15 protein-coding genes are annotated in these 16,279 nt (G+C 67.9%); 8 read left to right on the top strand and 7 right to left on the bottom strand.

The window, feature by feature from the left end; genetic code table 11:
- The first annotated feature begins 92 nt into the window (after positions 1-92).
- Together trmB and LDO15_RS20540 are read left to right on the top strand one after the other, a co-directional pair.
- On the top strand, positions 93-1,049 hold the full coding sequence (trmB, locus tag LDO15_RS20535) for a tRNA (guanosine(46)-N7)-methyltransferase TrmB (RefSeq protein ID WP_223981874.1): 957 nt from the start codon (positions 93-95) through the stop codon (positions 1,047-1,049).
- A 187-nt stretch (positions 1,050-1,236) separates the two neighbouring features.
- Positions 1,237-1,986 carry a DUF1206 domain-containing protein gene (locus LDO15_RS20540; protein WP_223987582.1) on the top strand — a complete coding sequence of 250 codons (750 nt, stop codon included), beginning with the start codon at positions 1,237-1,239 and terminating at the stop codon, positions 1,984-1,986.
- 67 nt (positions 1,987-2,053) lie between these two features.
- Here LDO15_RS20540 and LDO15_RS20545 read toward each other — a convergent pair whose 3' ends face one another.
- Together LDO15_RS20545 and LDO15_RS20550 are read right to left on the bottom strand one after the other, a co-directional pair.
- On the bottom strand, positions 2,054-2,737 hold the full coding sequence (locus LDO15_RS20545) for a zf-HC2 domain-containing protein (protein ID WP_223981876.1): 684 nt from the start codon (positions 2,735-2,737) through the stop codon (positions 2,054-2,056).
- Positions 2,734-3,252: a sigma-70 family RNA polymerase sigma factor gene (locus LDO15_RS20550; protein WP_223981879.1), complete on the bottom strand. Its 519-nt coding sequence runs from the start codon at positions 3,250-3,252 to the stop codon at positions 2,734-2,736. The genes LDO15_RS20545 and LDO15_RS20550 overlap by 4 nt, the downstream gene beginning before the upstream one ends.
- 201 nt (positions 3,253-3,453) lie before the next feature.
- Between LDO15_RS20550 and LDO15_RS20555 the strand changes: the two genes are divergently transcribed.
- Positions 3,454-3,987: a hypothetical protein gene (locus LDO15_RS20555; RefSeq protein WP_223981882.1), complete on the top strand. Its 534-nt coding sequence runs from the start codon at positions 3,454-3,456 to the stop codon at positions 3,985-3,987.
- Positions 3,988-4,060: 73 nt separating this feature from the next.
- Here the strand turns inward: LDO15_RS20555 and LDO15_RS20560 are convergent, their stop codons facing one another.
- Complete coding sequence (locus LDO15_RS20560; protein WP_223981884.1) at positions 4,061-4,969, bottom strand: hypothetical protein; 909 nt, start codon at positions 4,967-4,969, stop codon at positions 4,061-4,063.
- A gap of 194 nt (positions 4,970-5,163) precedes the next feature.
- Here LDO15_RS20560 and LDO15_RS20565 point away from each other — a divergent pair, with 194 nt between their 5' ends.
- On the top strand, positions 5,164-8,619 hold the full coding sequence (locus LDO15_RS20565) for a DEAD/DEAH box helicase (protein WP_223981887.1): 3,456 nt from the start codon (positions 5,164-5,166) through the stop codon (positions 8,617-8,619).
- Positions 8,620-8,674: 55 nt separating this feature from the next.
- On the opposite strand, the gene LDO15_RS20570 is transcribed toward LDO15_RS20565, so the two are convergent.
- Complete coding sequence (locus LDO15_RS20570) at positions 8,675-9,148, bottom strand: hypothetical protein (RefSeq protein ID WP_223981890.1); 474 nt, start codon at positions 9,146-9,148, stop codon at positions 8,675-8,677.
- Positions 9,149-9,157: 9 nt separating this feature from the next.
- Positions 9,158-11,095, bottom strand: a complete 1,938-nt coding sequence (locus LDO15_RS20575) for a primary-amine oxidase (RefSeq protein WP_223981893.1) — start codon at positions 11,093-11,095, stop codon at positions 9,158-9,160.
- Positions 11,096-11,214: 119 nt separating this feature from the next.
- Between LDO15_RS20575 and LDO15_RS20580 the strand changes: the two genes are divergently transcribed.
- Positions 11,215-11,805, top strand: coding sequence for a TetR/AcrR family transcriptional regulator (locus LDO15_RS20580; RefSeq protein WP_223981895.1), 591 nt, complete (start codon positions 11,215-11,217; stop codon positions 11,803-11,805).
- 135 nt (positions 11,806-11,940) lie between these two features.
- On the top strand, positions 11,941-12,912 hold the full coding sequence (locus LDO15_RS20585) for a helix-turn-helix domain-containing protein (protein ID WP_223981898.1): 972 nt from the start codon (positions 11,941-11,943) through the stop codon (positions 12,910-12,912).
- A 25-nt stretch (positions 12,913-12,937) separates the two neighbouring features.
- Here the strand turns inward: LDO15_RS20585 and LDO15_RS20590 are convergent, their stop codons facing one another.
- Positions 12,938-13,396 (bottom strand): NUDIX domain-containing protein, encoded by a 459-nt coding sequence (locus LDO15_RS20590; protein WP_223981901.1) that lies wholly within the window; start codon positions 13,394-13,396, stop codon positions 12,938-12,940.
- A gap of 294 nt (positions 13,397-13,690) precedes the next feature.
- Between LDO15_RS20590 and LDO15_RS20595 the strand changes: the two genes are divergently transcribed.
- Positions 13,691-14,065, top strand: a complete 375-nt coding sequence (locus tag LDO15_RS20595; protein WP_223981904.1) for a hypothetical protein — start codon at positions 13,691-13,693, stop codon at positions 14,063-14,065.
- Between the two features lie 86 nt (positions 14,066-14,151).
- On the opposite strand, the gene LDO15_RS20600 is transcribed toward LDO15_RS20595, so the two are convergent.
- Positions 14,152-14,514: a transposase gene (locus LDO15_RS20600; RefSeq protein ID WP_223981906.1), complete on the bottom strand. Its 363-nt coding sequence runs from the start codon at positions 14,512-14,514 to the stop codon at positions 14,152-14,154.
- Between the two features lie 577 nt (positions 14,515-15,091).
- On the opposite strand from LDO15_RS20600, the gene LDO15_RS20605 reads away from it, so the two are divergent.
- Positions 15,092-16,138 (top strand): IS110 family transposase, encoded by a 1,047-nt coding sequence (locus tag LDO15_RS20605; protein ID WP_223980383.1) that lies wholly within the window; start codon positions 15,092-15,094, stop codon positions 16,136-16,138.
- Positions 16,139-16,279: the final 141 nt, after the last annotated feature.

Raw genomic sequence — 16,279 nt, forward strand, 5'->3', positions numbered from 1 at the left:
TCTTGCAGGCCCCCGCCCGCACAGCCTGCTCCCCGCGGCGCTGGCGGATTCCCCGGGCGGGCCGGCCGGCAAACTCAACTATTCTGGAAAGGATGAACGAATCCCCAGAATCCCCCGCCACCACCGGAACGCCAGAGTCCGGCGCCCCGGAAGAGACCCAGCTGCCGCGCCCCGTGACCCCGGGCAGCCAGGCCTCATTCGGCACGTACGGGGGCCGGCCGGTCAGCTTCGTGCGCCGCGGCACACGCCTGCAGGGCCGCCGCCAGGCTGCCTGGGAGGAGCACTCCGACCGCTGGGCGGTCGAGGTTCCCCGCCATGTCGCCAACACCTCCGTCCACCCGGACTACATCTTCGACGCGGAGGCCGAGTTCGGCCGGACGGCTCCGCTGATCGTGGAGATCGGTTCCGGGCTGGGCGACGCCGTGTGCCATGCCGCGGAGGAAAACCCGGACAAGGACTTCCTGGCCGTGGAGGTCTACACCCCTGGCCTGGCCAACACACTGATCAAGATCAACAGCCGCAAGCTGAGCAACGTCCGGGTGGTGGAGGCCAACGCCCCCGAAGTGCTCGCGACCATGCTCCCCGCAGGCTCCGTCACGGAACTATGGGTCTTCTTCCCGGACCCGTGGCACAAGTCCCGGCACCACAAGCGCCGCCTCATCCAGCCGGCCTTCGCCGAGCTCGCCGCCCGGGCCATCAAGCCCGGCGGCATCTTCCGGATCGCGACCGACTGGTCCAACTACGCCGTCCACGTTCGCGAGGTCATGGCCGGGTCCGCGGCGTTCGACAACCTGCACGAGGGTGAGCGCACCGGCGCGGAAAGCCCCCTGACCCAGGTGTGGGAATCCGGCGTCGAATCCCGGGTCGGCGGAGCCCCTGTGAAGGAAGGCCGCGCGCCGGTCAGTACCGAGCACACCGGGCCCAATGAGGGCATCGATGCCACCGGCGGCTGGGCGCCGCGGTTTGAGGGACGGATCCTCACCAGCTTCGAGAACAAGGCGCACGAGGCCGGCAGGCTGATCTTCGATCTCAGCTACCGCCGCCGGTAGGCACACCCGGATCGCGGGAATCTGTTCCTGAACGCCGTCGCGTGGCACGATTACGGAAGTGGAGTTGCCGGAGACACCGCTCCGGCACGAACCACCCTGGTAGCACTAAGGAAACATCATCAAACGAGAACTTAAGGACGCCGCTGACGTCGCCGAAGACGTCACCAATTCGAAGCCGCTCGAAGTGATGGCGCGGGCCGGGTTTGCTGTGTCGGGACTGCTGCATTTCCTCATCGGCCTGGTCGCGATCCGGCTCGCCATGGGCCGTCAGGGCCAGGCCGACGTCAGCGGCGCGGTGGAAGAGCTCGCCGTGCAGCCGGCCGGCCCGCTGCTGCTCTGGACGGCCTTTGCCGCCTGCGTTGCGCTGGCCATTTGGCAGACGTCGGACGCCATCTTCGACTTCCGACACCTGCCGACCAAGAAGAAGGTCGGCAAGAAGCTGAAGGCAGCCCTGCAGGCCGTGGTCTATGCGGGGTTCGCCCTCACACTGGCAACGGTCGCCACCGGTGCACGCGCCGACCACCGCCAGTCGACCAGCGACCTGACCATCCACCTCATGAAGGCGCCGGGCGGCGTCGCGCTCCTGATCCTGATCGGCGCAGCGATTGCTATCACGGGAATCATCTACGGCATCCGCGGCTTCAGGAAGTCCTTCCTCAAGTACCTGCGAATGCCGGCCCAGAAGCAGGCGCGCACCGCGGTGACGACTATCGGCGTCATAGGCTACGCCGCCAAGGGCTTCGCCCTGCTGCTGGTGGGCCTGCTCATCATCATCGCCACCGTGAAGGCGCACCCCGAAGAGTCCACCGGGCTCGACGGCAGCCTGAAGGCCCTGAGGGAACAGCCGTTCGGCGTCTACCTGCTGGCCGCCGTCGGTATCGGCCTGATCTGTTACGGCATCTTCATGGCGGTGCGGGCCAAGCTCGCGAAGATGTAGCCGCGCCGGGGTCCGGTGACGCAGCACGTCCGTAGCCGGCCGGTCTCCCGGACGCAAGGGAAGTTCGCTAACCCTGCGGCACGGCAATGACAGCAACGGCCTGTTGCTGCTCGTTGCGCATCTCGACGCTGGCGATCCTGGCCAGCTGCAACGGCGTCGCCCCGGTGATCCGGACCCTGCCGGTGGGCGTGGCGGTCCAGGCGCAGGCGCGGTCTTCGCCGCCGTCGCGGTCCTTCACCCACAGCGAGAGGGTGCCGGCGACGGGCAGGCTGCGCCCGTCCACCGCCAACTCGGTGCCCCAGGTTTTCTTGACGAGTCCCACTGTGACCTCCAGCCCGCTGCTGGCCGCCACGGAATAGCTTGCGTCCGGCTTGGCTGGCGGGTTCAACAGCGGTCCGGCCGCGATCCCCAGCGCCAGGCACGCCGCCGCCGCCGCGCCCACGGCGGCCGACCAGCGGCGCCGCACCTTGCGGCGCCGGGCGGCGAGTTCATCGAGGAGCCGGCGCGGGACGGGTTCGGGTTCCGGCGGAACCAGCGCCCGCTCCCGGGCGGCCGCAGCCGCCGCGGTGAGCGCGACGGCGTCGGACACCGGGACCGCGTCGAGCAACGCAGGGATACTGGCGACTTCGTCCAGCTCCTGGCGGCAGTCCGCACAGACGGCAAGGTGCTGTTCGAAGGCTGCGGCGTCGGCCGGCTCCAGCCCGCCGAGCAGATACGCGCCGAGGAGCTGATGCGGTTCGTTCTCGTTCACCGCTGCACCCCCATTTCGTCGAGGATGGTCCTGAGCGCCCGCACGGCGTAGAACGCCCGGGACTTCACCGTGCCGCTTGGGATCTTCAATTGGGCGGATGCCTCCTGGACTGTGTAGCGGCGGTAGTGGAGCGCTACGAGGACTTCGCGGTGCTCGGCGCTGAGCCGCAACAGCGCCTCCTCCATCAGGACCTTGTTGAGCAGGTCGTCGATGCGTCCGGCGCCGTCCGAGCCGCCGGCGCCGTCGAGGCTGGCCGGGACATCGCGTTCGCCGGTTTCCTGCGGCCGCCGCTGGGCCTTGCGGTAGTTGTCGATCATGATGTTGCGGGCCGTCCGGAACAGGTAGCTGCGCAGGCTGCCGGTGATCTGCGGCGCCTGCTGCCAGACCCGCAGCACGGTCTCCTGGACGACGTCGTCGGCAAGCTGCGGATCGCGGGAGGCGCTGAGGACGAAGCGCTTCAGGGCCGTCCCGTGGTCACGGTAGATCGCAGCCACCACGTCTTCGTCCAGCGGCATCTCCACCTCCTACGGAGTTATTGCTCTCGAGTCGTTGCTGTGCACTGTATGACGTACGGGCGGACGCAATAGTTCAGTGTGCCCCCGGCACAGCCCCGACGTGAACATGTCAGCTCCGCCATGAACCATTCCGTGCTCCTTGGCGTCTTATCGGGTAGCGCCGGCCTGGCGAGTTGGGCTGGCTCGAGCCTAGGAGCAGCAATGAAGAAGCACCTCAGCATTGGCTTGTCCGCGTTTGCCCTGGCCGCGCTACTGTCCGGCTGCGGTGGCGGTGCGACCACGACGACGCCGACATCGGCGGCACCGGCCACCTCCGCTCCCGCAGAGACCAGCGCGCCGGCGGCTTCGGCGCCCGCGTCCACGGCCGCTGCGGATCTCTCGGTGGGCCAGTCCAAGGCGGGCCAGATCGTGGTGGGCGGCCAAGGACTGAGCGTCTATTACTTCACCAAGAACACGAAGGACTCCGGGAACAGCGCGTGCACCGGTGCGTGCCTGACATCGTGGCCCCCGGTCACCTCGACGACGGCGACTCCCACCGTTAATGGCGTCACCGGCAAGGTAGGCACCATTCCGACGGCTGACGGAAAGATGCAGATCACCATCAACGGGATGCCGATCTACTACTACGCCAAGGACCAGGCCGCGGGAGACATCACGGGTCAGGGCGTCGGCGGGGTCTGGTACCTCGTGGCACCGTCCGGGGAGATGATCAAGACCGCGGCGGGCGGCTACTAGAGGGCACTCAGATAAAGACGCCGCTACCGCCGCGGAGGGCCGATTAGGCCCCGGCCGGACCAGGGAAGGCCGCTTAGGCGCCAGCCTCCTCGAACTGCACGGCGGCGAGGATTTCCTTGGTCCGGGGGTTGAGCATGAAGGCCTCGTCGTCGTCTTCGAGCATGAGGAATTCGCCCTGTTCCGTGGTGAAGTGCCAGGCCAGGGTGCTCTCCCCGTTGTGCTCGTAGTTCGGATCGCCCATGGTGATCCGCTGCAGGCTGTGTCCGGCAATGCCGCACAGCTCGCGGATGATCTGCTCGAACTCCGGGGCGTCCAGGAGGGCTTCTTCCGCGGCGGCGGCCTGGCGCTCCGCAAGGTCGGAGATCCGGGCGACGCGTCCGGCAATGTGGGCGTCGAGGTCGTCGTCGGCAAGGACCAGCAGGTCCGGCTGGCCGCGCAGCCAGGCGGCGTTCAGTGCCACGATGTCCTCTGTTTCCAGGACCGATTCGAACTCCCCGTCCAGTTCTTCCAGGCGGCGCACGGCCTCGGAGACTCCGCCCTCCGTGCCGTTATCCTCCGTGCCGTTATCCTCTGTGCCGCCTTCGGCCTCCCAGCCGCTGCCGCCGTCGAGGTAAGTGTCGACGTCGGTGTCGGTCAGGGCGCCGAAGGCCGCCACGGTGCGGTTGAAGAGATCAAGGTGCGCGGCCGCGCCCATGCCGGCCAGGCCTTCCCGGACGTACGGATCGATTTCCTCGCGTTCCGGCGCGGTGAACACATACTGGGCGAAGCCGCCCGCCAGTGCCTGCGTCAGGTAGAAGTCCACATAGTAACTGCGCAGTGCGGCCGGGGAGATCTCGTCCTCGTTCAGCAACTCCTCGAACATTCCGCTCACCACATGGACGTTCGCGTCAACGACGTCCTCGTTTCCGCCCGTGAGGCTCTGGGTGGTCAGCACGGTCGGGTAGCTGGGGGCGGACTGGCTGGTGGGCTCACCGTTGGTCATGCGGAATCCTTACTTCTGTGACGGCTGTTTCTCCGGACCACTCCACGGTAGGTCCGTCTTAGCGGCCGGCGGCCGAGCCGCGGTTGAACGTCAGGCGAAGTTTGGGGGACGTCCGCGGACACCGGCGACGTTCCGGCGCCCCGGAAGGCTCGGTAAGATGGATCAGATGACCACCTGCCGAAAGTAGCGCGCACATGCCATCCCATCCGGACGAGAGTGCGGCACTGGCAATTCAGACTCCTGCGATCAACGACCGCTCCCTCGCGGCCGGGCTCGCCTACGCCATGGGGAGCCGCGTTTCCGGGATCTCCTTCGACGCGGCCACCGGGCTGCTGCTCGGCAAGGTGCGCGGCGGTTCCGACGTGCCGTACTCCACCACGGCGAAGCTTGTCCGGAAGGCGGGCGGCTGGAGCTGCACGGTGGGCGTCTGCAGCTGCCCGGTCCGCAAGGACTGCAAGCACGTGGCGGCCCTGCTCTTCTCGGCCGAGGACAACCCGGCCACCCGGCTCCAGCTGCTGGCCCCGGCCGAGTCCACGCGGCTCTCACGCCAGAGTGCGCCGCCGGAACTGGCCGACTGGGAGCAGGCGCTCAGTCCGCTGATCGCCAGCCCGGGCATCACCCCCTCCGCCAACGGCACGCCGCTGGCGCTCCAGTTCGACGTCGAGGAACCCGCCCCGCACTTCTCCTACACGGGCCGCCGCGATCCGCTCCGCAGCGTGCGCCAGCTCAAGGCGCGGCCCGTGATCATGGGGGCCAAGGGCAAGTGGATCCGCGGGGATGTCTCCTGGAGCACGCTGAGCTACCTGAGCTACCGGCGCGAATGCAACGAGGCGCATGTGGAGTGGATGCAGGAATTCCTCGCCTCGCACACCGCTGTGGCGAACCGCCAGCACTCAGGCACCGGTCTGTGGCTGGGGCTCAATACCTACGCCGGCAAGAACCTGTGGAGCCTGCTGTCCCAGGCCCAGAAGATCGGCGTCGCCCTGGTGCACAGCCGCGGCCCGGAGCCGGTACGGCTCGTTCAGGAACCGGCCGCCGTCGGCCTGAACCTGGCCCGGTTCGGCACCGGCGGGGACGACGGCGGCCTGGAGCTCGCGCCCACCATCACGGTCGAAGGCGAGGTGGTGGACCCGGCGTCGGTCGGAACCATCGGCCGCCCGGCGCACGGGATCTTCCTGGTCTCCGACGGCGACGCCCTGCCCGGCGTCGCCCCGACCGACCCCGCCATCACCCTGGCCCCGCTGGAAAGCGGCCTCAGCGAGGAACTTCTGACCTTCGTCACGGGCGGCACCACGCTGCACATCCCGGCCAAGGACGAAAGCCGTTTCCTGACCGGGTTCTACCCCAAGCTCAAGCAGAGCGCCCGGGTGACGGCGTCGGACGAGTCCGTCGAACTGCCCACGCTGGCCGTCCCCACCCTGTCCCTGCTGGCCAACTACGGTGCCGATCACCGGGTCCGGCTGCATTGGGAATGGCACTACAAGTCCGGGAACCTCGTCACGGCGCAGCCGCTGTGGCGGCATCCGGGCGATCACGGCTACCGGGACGACCCCGCCGAGGCCCGCATCCTTGAAAGCGTGGGGCAGCCCTGGGACGTCGTGCCCGCGCTGGGCGAGTCGGCGACCGGCGGCTGGGGCACGCCGCGGCTCGCGGCCACGGCAGAACTGTCCGGGCTGGACACGCTCGCCTTCACCGAGGACGTGCTTCCCCGGCTCCGCGACCTGCCCGACGTCTCGGTGGACACCTCCGGTGAGATCGCGGACTACCGCGAGGCCGAGGAAGCCCCGGTGGTGGCGATCTCCACCAAGGCGACGGACAGCCGCGACTGGTTCGATCTGGGTATCGTCATCACCCTGGAGGGCCAGCCGGTTTCCTTCGCGGCCCTGTTTTCCGCCCTCGCCGCCGGCCAGACCCGCATGCTGCTGCCCAGCGGGGCGTATTTCTCGCTGGATCTGCCGGAGCTGCACCAGCTGCGGGCCCTGATCGACGAGGCCCGCTCCCTGCAGGACAACCCGGGTGACAAGGACGCGCCGCTGCAGATCAGCCGCTTCCAGGCCGGCCTCTGGGACGAGCTCGCGCACCTCGGCATCGTGGACGAACAGGCGGCCGCGTGGCGCGAGTCGGTCGGCGGCCTGCTGGAAGGCGGCATTAAGGGGCTCCCTTTGCCCGCGACGCTGAACGCCGAGCTGCGACCGTACCAGCTGGAGGGCTTCAACTGGCTGAGTTTCCTGTACCGCCACGGGCTCGGCGGGGTGCTGGCCGACGACATGGGACTGGGCAAGACCGTGCAGGCCCTGGCGCTGATCTGCGCGGCCAAGGACGCCGCCGGGTCTGTCACAGGGCCCCTGACCGCAGGAGCCGACGCCGGCTCCGTCACCGCAGCGTCCGGCGCAGTGCCCGACGGCGGGACCGCACCGTTCCTCGTCGTCGCCCCCACCAGCGTGGTGGGCAACTGGGAGGCCGAAACGGCGCGGTTCGCGCCGGGACTGAACGTGCGCGCCATCGGCGAGACCTTCGCCAAGAGCGGTTCCGACCCGGCCGCGGCGATGGCCGGCGCGGACATCATCATCACCTCCTATGCCCTGTTCCGGATCGACTACGAGGCGTACGCCGCCCGGACCTGGGCCGGCCTGGTCCTGGACGAGGCCCAGTTCGTCAAGAACCACCAGTCCAAGGCCTACCAGTGCGCCCGCAAACTGCCCGCGGCGTTCAAGCTCGCCATCACCGGCACCCCGCTGGAGAACAACCTGATGGAGTTCTGGGCCTTGACCTCGATCGTGGCGCCCGGGCTCTTCTCCAGCCCCAAACGGTTCGCCGAGTATTACCAGAAGCCGGTGGAGAAGAACGGCGATAAAGGGCAGCTGGACAAGCTCCGGCGCCGGGTCCGGCCGCTCATGATGCGGCGCACCAAGGAGCAGGTCATCTCGGATCTGCCGCCCAAACAGGAGCAGATCCTGGAAGTCGTGCTGAATCCCCGGCACCAGAAGGTCTACCAGACGCACCTGCAGCGGGAGCGTCAGAAGATCCTGGGCCTCATTGAGGACGTCAACAAGAACCGCTTCACCATCTTCCAGTCCCTGACCCTGCTCCGGCAGCTCAGCCTGGATCCCTCCCTGATCGATCCCTCGCTCTCCGGGGTCCGTTCCAGCAAGCTCGATGTCCTGTTCGAGCAGCTCGCGGACCTTGTGGCCGAGGGCCACCGGGCCCTGATCTTCAGCCAGTTCACCGGTTTCCTGGGCAAGGTCCGGGAGCGGCTGGTCGAGGAGAACATCGAGTTCTGCTACCTCGACGGCAGCACACGCAACCGCTCCGACGTCGTCAATGAGTTCAAGAACGGCGCCGCGCCGGTATTCCTCATCAGCCTCAAGGCCGGCGGCTTCGGCCTGAACCTGACCGAGGCCGACTACGTGTTCCTGCTGGACCCGTGGTGGAACCCGGCGTCCGAGGCCCAGGCCGTCGACCGGACCCACAGGATCGGCCAGGCCCGGAACGTCATGGTCTACCGGCTCGTCGCCAAGGACACCATCGAGGAGAAGGTCATGGCGCTCAAGGCGAAGAAATCCCAGCTCTTCGCCGACGTCATGGAAGGCGACGCCCTCACCGGCGGCGCCCTGACTGCGGAGGACCTGGCGGGCCTGTTCAACGACTGACCCAGCCCTCAATGAGCGGCTCAGCCGCGCGTCAGCCTCAGCCCTGAATCAGCCCTCATCCGGCCAGCCGGGGCTGCGGCCGGAGCCGGGCCGTGAGCGTCGCGGCGAGCAGCGCCGTCGTCATCTCCAACGCGATGACCGCCAGCAGCGCTCCGGAGCCCGACGGCGCCGCGCCGGCCGCCGCGGCGGCTCCGGAAGTGGCACCGTGGTGGGCGTGGCCGGAACCGCCGGCCCCGAGAAGCAGGACCGCGTGCACCCCGGCCATCACCAGCGCCGAGGCCATGACCCGGCGAACGGCGCCGGCCCGGCGCGGATCGCAGTCGCGGCCGCGCCAGATGTGCACGGCGCAGGGCAGGCAGACCGCCACCATGGCGAGCATGAGCAGGTTCAGCCACGTCCCGTGCTGGTTTCCGGCGACGATCCAGAGGTGCGCGAGGCACGACGACGCCGTCACGGTGGCGCAGATCCGGGAATGGAAGACTTTGCCGGCGATGCCGGCCGGACGGCCCCGGCCCGTTGCGACACTCACGGCGGCGGCCTAGCTGTGGCAGTGTCCGCCGGCGGCAGGCTGTGCGCTTGCGGGCACATCCAGCACGGGGCTGCGGTCGAAGAAGCCCTCGGGCCGGAGCTTGAAGCCGACCGTGTCCACGGGCATGATGGGCCAGTCCTCGGTCCGGGGGAAGTGCGTCAGCCCGAAGGTGTGCCACACCACGATGTCCTGGCCGTCGATGTCGCGGTCCTGGGCGATGTAGGCCGGCAGGCCCGCTCCCCCGGCGTGCTGGTTGACGAAGTCCCCGGTGGGGTAGCGCTCCTCCTCCGCGAACCGGGTGACCCACAGGTCCTTCGTGGCAAAGGCGGCGCGCCGGGCGATGGAGGACTCCGGGTCGGCGAGCAAGGTGGGCTGGCCCTGGGCATGCAGCTTGTAGCCGACAGGCTCGCCCAGGCGGTTGCGTGATTCCGGATTGGAAATGATCCACGTCCGGCCGCTGCGCGCGTCGGCTTCGCGGACCGCTTCCGACTCGCGCGCCAGGACAGTCCGCTTCCGGGAGAACGCGTTGCCGCGTTCGTTGCCTTCGCCCATGGCCTGCCGGACCACGTCCTCCTCCTCCACCCGGTTGGTCAAGCCGTCGATCGCCATGTCCAGCCGCGCGCTGAAGAGGTGCTGGTGGAACGGCGCGCCCAGGCCCGGGGCGAGCTGGGAGATGTTGGCCGAGCCGCCTTCCGGGTAGGCGGACGTGAAGACGATGCCGGTGGCCTTGGCCTCGAACTCGATGGTGCCGTCGAGGTAGAGGTACCAGTAGAAGCCGTAGTCGTAGTTGCCGATCGTGGTGAAGAAGGAGATCACCAGGCGGCGGTTGCGGCGGGTGTAGTTGATGCCCGTCCAGAGGTCGCTGTGCTTGGCCAGGATGCCCCAGTCCTCCTCATGCATGCAGATGCCGTTGCGGATCTCCCGGGGGTTGCCGAAGGCGTCGCTGATGACGGGGCTGAGGTAGGTGATCTCGCCGAGGCAGTCACAGCCCAGTTCCAGCGAGTTGGCGTACTGGCCCACGAGGTATTCGCCGGTGTCGAAGTAGTTCTGCCAGGACCGGATCGGCGACGGATCCCCGTACGGGACCACCATTTCGGCGATGGATGCCCGGTTGATGATGGGCCGTTTGCGGTCGCCGTCCCGGAAGGCAAGGTTGTGCAGCACCACGCCTTCGCGGACGTCGAAGCCGACGTCGACGCTCCACTTCTCCCATTCAACGTGGTTGCCGCCGGTGACCGTGAAGCTGGGCCCGTCGGGCTGGGTGATGTTGATGGGCTTCTGCGTGGTGCGCAGCGGGCCGGTGAGCTCCGGATCGGTGTAGTTGCCATGCTCTGCGGGAACCGGGACGGCGCCGGTGTCCAGCACCTGCGTGACTTCCTTGCTGACGACGTCGACGTACGCCACGAGTCCGTCCACGGGGTGTGCCCAGGCGCTGTCCCCGGGGAAATCCTGCACGAAGGCCAGGCCGCGCAGGATCCGCCGGCCTTTCTCCTCCGGGTATTCGAAGACCCCGGCAGACAGCGGGGCAACGCGGACCTTGCTGACGTCAAGGCCGCGGCCGGCCAGCGCCTTGAGCCAGCGTTCGTCCGTGGCCAGGAGCTCCTCGACGACTTCGAACTCCTCCTCCAGGACGGGGAGCTCGCCGGTCACCGCCGTGTCGAGCTCGACGGCGGAAATCACCGCGCCGCTGGAAACCGAGACGGTCACGTCGGCAGGGCGTCCTCCCGCGACGTCGTGGATGAAGACCCGGAACCGGCGGTCCCCGGTTCCCTCCGGTGCGTTCCTGGCGGGGTCCACCAGGCCCAGGTACGCGATGCGCTTGGTCTCGCCCAGCAGGCCTTCCGCGCGCAGAATCCCCTGGACTGCGGTGATTTCGGCGCCAGCGGCCAGACTGTACGGGCTAGAAGGACTAAACGCGGTGCGGGTGTCGGTTTGTGCGGTCATCATGACGGCCTTCGTTCGGGGACCCTGGGTGGGTCGGAACTTTATTTTCTATAGTTGTAGAGAATACGGAAATGTAAGCTGTGCCACAAGAGTCCGACGCAAGAAAATTGGGGAGCTGTCCGGTGCCAAAGATTGTCGACCACGACCAGCGGCGGCTCGAACTCGTCGACGCCACGTGGCGGATCATCGCCCGGCTCGGGATCGAAAGTGCCACCATGCGCGAAATCGCCCTCGAGGCCGGCTTTGCGAACGGGGCCCTCAAGCCCTACTTCCCCACCAAGGATGACCTGCTGACCTTCGCTTTCGGGCACGTCTTCAACCGCACCAACGAGCGCATCGCGGCAGTCACCGCCGGGCAGGCCGGGCTCGCGGCCCTGCGGGCATTTTGCGTCGAAGTGCTGCCCCTGGATGAGGAGCGGATCAGCGAGGCCCGGATTGTCATCCCGTTCTGGCAGAAGGCCATCAACGATCCCCACAAGGCCCGGATCCACCGGGATTCGATGGAGCTGTGGCTTGCGGCAATGCGGCAGCACCTCGCCGAGGCGCGGCAGGCCGGCGCCGTGACCACCGCCGTCAACGACGCCGCCCTGGCGGGGCAGCTGCTCAATTTCCTCCTCGGCGCGCAGATCGCGGCGGCCCTCGCCCCGGAAGGCCAGGTGGAACTCGGGCTGAACGAGCAGCTTGAGGGATTCCTGGCCTTGCTGGGCTGCTAGGCCTCGGGCGATTTTTATTCGCCGGTTGTCGAAAAAAGATGACAGGAGCGGGCTGCGGCGCTACCCTGAAAGCAATGTGTCCCACGACACATTCCCGTAAACAGTCCCCGAAATACGACGGCGTCAGGATCTTCTATGACCGCAGTTGCAGCCCGCCCATCGCTCAGTCCCGCCGGACAGGACGTCCGCACCAGCACGGCAGAATCCTTCGACCATTGGCGGCACCTCGTCGCGGAGTCCTTCGTCCCCCTGGCCGCCTCAAGCGCCGATGCGGACAACTTCCGCGGCCGCATGCGTGCCCGCAGGCTGGACCGCGTGGCACTCGTGGAGGTGTCCTCCACGAGCCATGAGGTCCACCGCACGCCGGCACTGATTGCGCAGTCCAAGCAGCGCTATTTCAAGCTCAATCTCCAGCTGCAGGGCACCGGGCTCCTCATCCAGGACAACCGCGAGGCGGTCCTGCAACCGGGCGATCTTTCCATCTATGACACCAGCCGCCCCTACACGCTTGCCTTCGAGGGCGACGCCCGGCTCATGGTGGTGATGTTCCCCTGGGACGCACTATCCCTTCCGCCGGATTGCATCGCGCAGCTTTCGGCCGTGCGGATGGCCTCCGACGGCGGCCTGGCCGCGATCGTCGGGCCCTTCATCGCCCATCTCGCGGAGAACCTGGATGCGCTAAGCGGCCCCAGCGGGTCCCGCCTGGCCACAAATGCCCTTGACCTCGTGTCCACGATGCTGCATTCGGAACTGGATATGACCCCCGACCGCATGCGGCCCCAGGCCCTGCTGGCGGCCTCTGTCCGGGAGTACATCGACGCCCACCTGGCCGATCCGCTGCTCTCACCCGCCTCCATCGCAGCGGCCCATTTCATCTCCACGCGGCACCTGCACAATGTCTTCCATGAATCGGGAACCACCGTGGCGAGCTGGATCCGGACCCAGCGGCTGGAAGGGGCGCGCCGCGAGCTGCGGGATCCGCTCCTGGCAGGGATGCCGGTGGGCGCCGTGGCCGCGCGCTGGGGTTTCTTGGATGCGGCCCATTTCAGCCGTTCTTTCCGTGATGCCTTCGGCGAGTCTCCCAGCGACTGGCGGCGCGGCGCCTGAAAGCAGCCGCGGGGATGCCGGGGCGTCAGTTGCCGAGGTGTCCGGTTGCGCCGAGCACGACATCCAGCCAGGAAACCCGGTTGGTGAAGCGGCGCGTTTTCCCGGGAGCAGTCCAGCGGTAGGAGTCATGCTCCCAGTCAATTTCCAGCCGGCGTCGCGCGGCGACGGCAGTGAAGGTGTGGACGACCCACGGCCTTCCCGAATCATCATTGAGCAGCAGGGCAGGTCCCTGACGAAGGCCCAGGAGGTCCGAAGACCGCAGCCCGGTCTCCTCGAAGAGCTCCCTGGATGCCTGCTGGCGCGGTGACACGTCCGCTTCCAGAAACCCAGTGACGCAGTGCCAGCGGCCCCTGTCGTGATTCAGGTGCCGGCTGCGCTTGAGCAGTGCAATCTTTCCCCGCCATTCGATAACGACGGCGACGACGGCCCGGGCCGCCGGGGCTACGGGCGCCGGAGCGCCAGTCACTTCAGCGGTGATGCTCATGGTCATGCCGCACTCGAGGGGCGCTCCGGGAAGTCCGGCTCAACCCGCCCCCCGCGCAGGTCGCCCTCGGGGGTCCAGGCAGCGCCAAGAGGCCGCGGTCAACGAGGTCCGGCCCAGCGTGCCGGGTTCACGGATTACCGCAGCACCTTGGGAAGGGTTGTACCTTGAAGTCGACGAGGCCGCGGACGGCGGCGTGGGGCCCGTCGCCTGACACATTCGCCAATGGCCCCGGCCGAAAGTAAGATCCGAAAGCCCAGCAGCTAGCGCGGTGGGCCCGCTCTTTGAAAGGACACAATGGAAGTGCTTTGGGAAATCGCCGGATGGGCCGGCGCGGCTCTGATTCTGACGGCCTACCTGGTTGTCTCCATGGGCTGGCTGAAGGCCGGCAGGCGCTTCCAGACGGCAAACCTCGTCGGCGCTTGTGCCTTCATTATCAATGGCGCGGTCCACGAAGCGTGGCCTTCCGTTGTCACGAACATCGCGTGGTTCCTCATTTCCGCCGTTGCGCTCCTGCGCATGCGTTCAGCGAGCCAGCCGCCTGCGCCGGCTGCTGATGCCCCACAGTTTCCAGGCCTCCCCGACACGACCGGCCAGCTCGCTGTTGTTGAGGTTCTGACCAGTGCCGTTCATGGTGACGCCGACGGGCTTGCGCCCAAGCATCAGGCATAAGCCCTTCCGCAGAGGCGCACCCGCAGCATTGACTTCCCTTCCGGCTGCCCGCCACCGCCCCTAGACGACCCTTCTATGGCGTCGAGTCAAGCCATGAGTGTTTGGAGTTGGCGGAAGATCTGTCTGGCGATGAAGCGCTTGAGGCAGCGGCGGATTTCCCGTGGGCTCCTGCCTTCTGCGGTGCGTCGCTCGATGTAGGCGCGGGTGGCGGGGTCTGTGAGGCTTCTGGTCCGGGTGACGACGTCCAGGGCGCGGTTGAGTTGGCGGTCTCCGTAGCGGTTGAGCCGGTGCCGGTGCGTGTTGCCTGAGGACGCCGGGATGGGGCTCGCGCCGGCCAGTGCCGCGAAGGCCGCTTCCGAGCGGACACGGCCATGGTGCGAGTACGCGGCCAGGATGATCGCCGCGGTCACTGGGCCGACCCCACGGATGTCCAGGATTCCCGGGGCCATGAGCTGGACATGCTCGGCCAGGGCCAGCTGGTTGGCCTCCAGTTCCGTGCCGAGGGCAATGACGGCGGACGCGAGCCGCCGTGCCTCGGCCCGCGCGACAGTGGCGGCAGCGCCGTCGCCCTGTCGTAGCCGCCAGCCCTGGACTGTCGTGATTTGGGCAGCGGTCAGCGGGGAACGTGCGTCGATTCCCAGGTCGAGGGTGCGCAGCAGGGCGGTCAGCGCGTTACGCCCGACATTCCTAGACCAGCGGTGACCTCCAGCCGAGCACCTCGTCCTGCGGTAACCAACCCGCGCATATCTCTAATGGTTAGTAGCCGACCCGAGGCTGGCTGGCAGACTGGCTGCCATTCCTGCCGGGTGTGACTCAGCGCATATCTGACCTGTTCGCTTTGCAGTGTCTTGAGACTGACCCGTCCGCCCGGCTGGAGCGGCACCAGTCTGGCCCACTGCGATGGCTTGATAGAAGGTTGTCCGTCCCCGCCGTGACCGGCCGGCCGTGACTCGTTAGAGATTTGCCTCGAAGTGACTCTTCCCCGGACCGGCGCCGTGATGGCCCCTACCGAAAGGAGACGCCACAGTGACCATCGTGGCAGAGAAGTACACGCACGTCATCGGGGTGGACACCCACTCGAGAACCCACACCTACGCCATTTTGGCCTCGGCAACCGGTCAGGTCATCGACACCTCGACCTTCCCGGCCAGTCAGGCCGGCATTTCCCGCGCCATCAGCTGGATGCAGCGCCGAACAACCGGGGAAGTACTGGTTTCGGTTGAAGGCACCGGCTCCTACGGGGCAGGCCTGACCCGCGCCCTCCGCGCCGCCGGCCTTCCCGTGTGTGAGGCCAGACCGCCGAAGCGGCAAGACCGTGGCGCCATCGGCAAGTCCGATGCGATCGACGCCCGCGCGGCGGCCCGGGCCGTGCTCGGAACCGACACCGCAGCCCTGATCCAGCCGCGGGCAGAAGGGGCACGGGACGCCCTGCGGGTCCTGTTGGCCGCCCGGCGGTCCATGGACGGTCAGCGCACCGCCGACCGTCATGCCCTGACCGCACTGGCCCGCACCACGGACCTGGGCATCGATGCCCGCAAGCCCATCACGGACCGACAACTCCACACGATCGCGGCCTGGCGTGACCGCCCAACAGACGGCATCAGCACAAAGGTTGCCCGATCCGAGGCCAGACGCCTCGCTACCGCGGTACTCCGGCACACCAGCGCGCTGGAGACCAACCGGGCTGACCTGGCGCAGCTCGTGGATCGGATGGCCCCCGGCCTCCAGGATCTCCGGGGTCTTGGACCGGTCACCGGCGCGATCATCCTGACCGCATACTCCCACCCTGGCCGCATCCGTTCCGAGGCCGCCTTTGCCGCCCTCGCCGGTGTGAGCCCAATACCGGCATCCTCCGGCAACACCACCAGACATCGTCTCAACCGGCACGGCGACAGGCAACTGAACCAGGCCCTGGACATCATCGCCCGCACCCGCATGGCCTCCGATGCCGCCACCCGCGCTTATCTTGACCGACGCACCCAGGAAGGCAAAACACGCCGGGAAATCCGCCGCTGCCTCAAGCGGATCATCGCACGGCAGATCTACCGCAAACTCACCACACTCATGGCTTGACACCACCCATAGAAGGGTCTGTCTGACCGCGCCGTCGCCAACGACACGCTGACCACCCCCGCCAGACAACCCGGCATCCAAAAGGAAGCAGTCCCGGACACCCCCAGCCCGGGACCGCTTCCCCACGCCCCTTGACAGACA

Source organism: Arthrobacter sp. NicSoilB8, assembly GCF_019977355.1.
Lineage (GTDB): Bacteria > Actinomycetota > Actinomycetes > Actinomycetales > Micrococcaceae > Arthrobacter.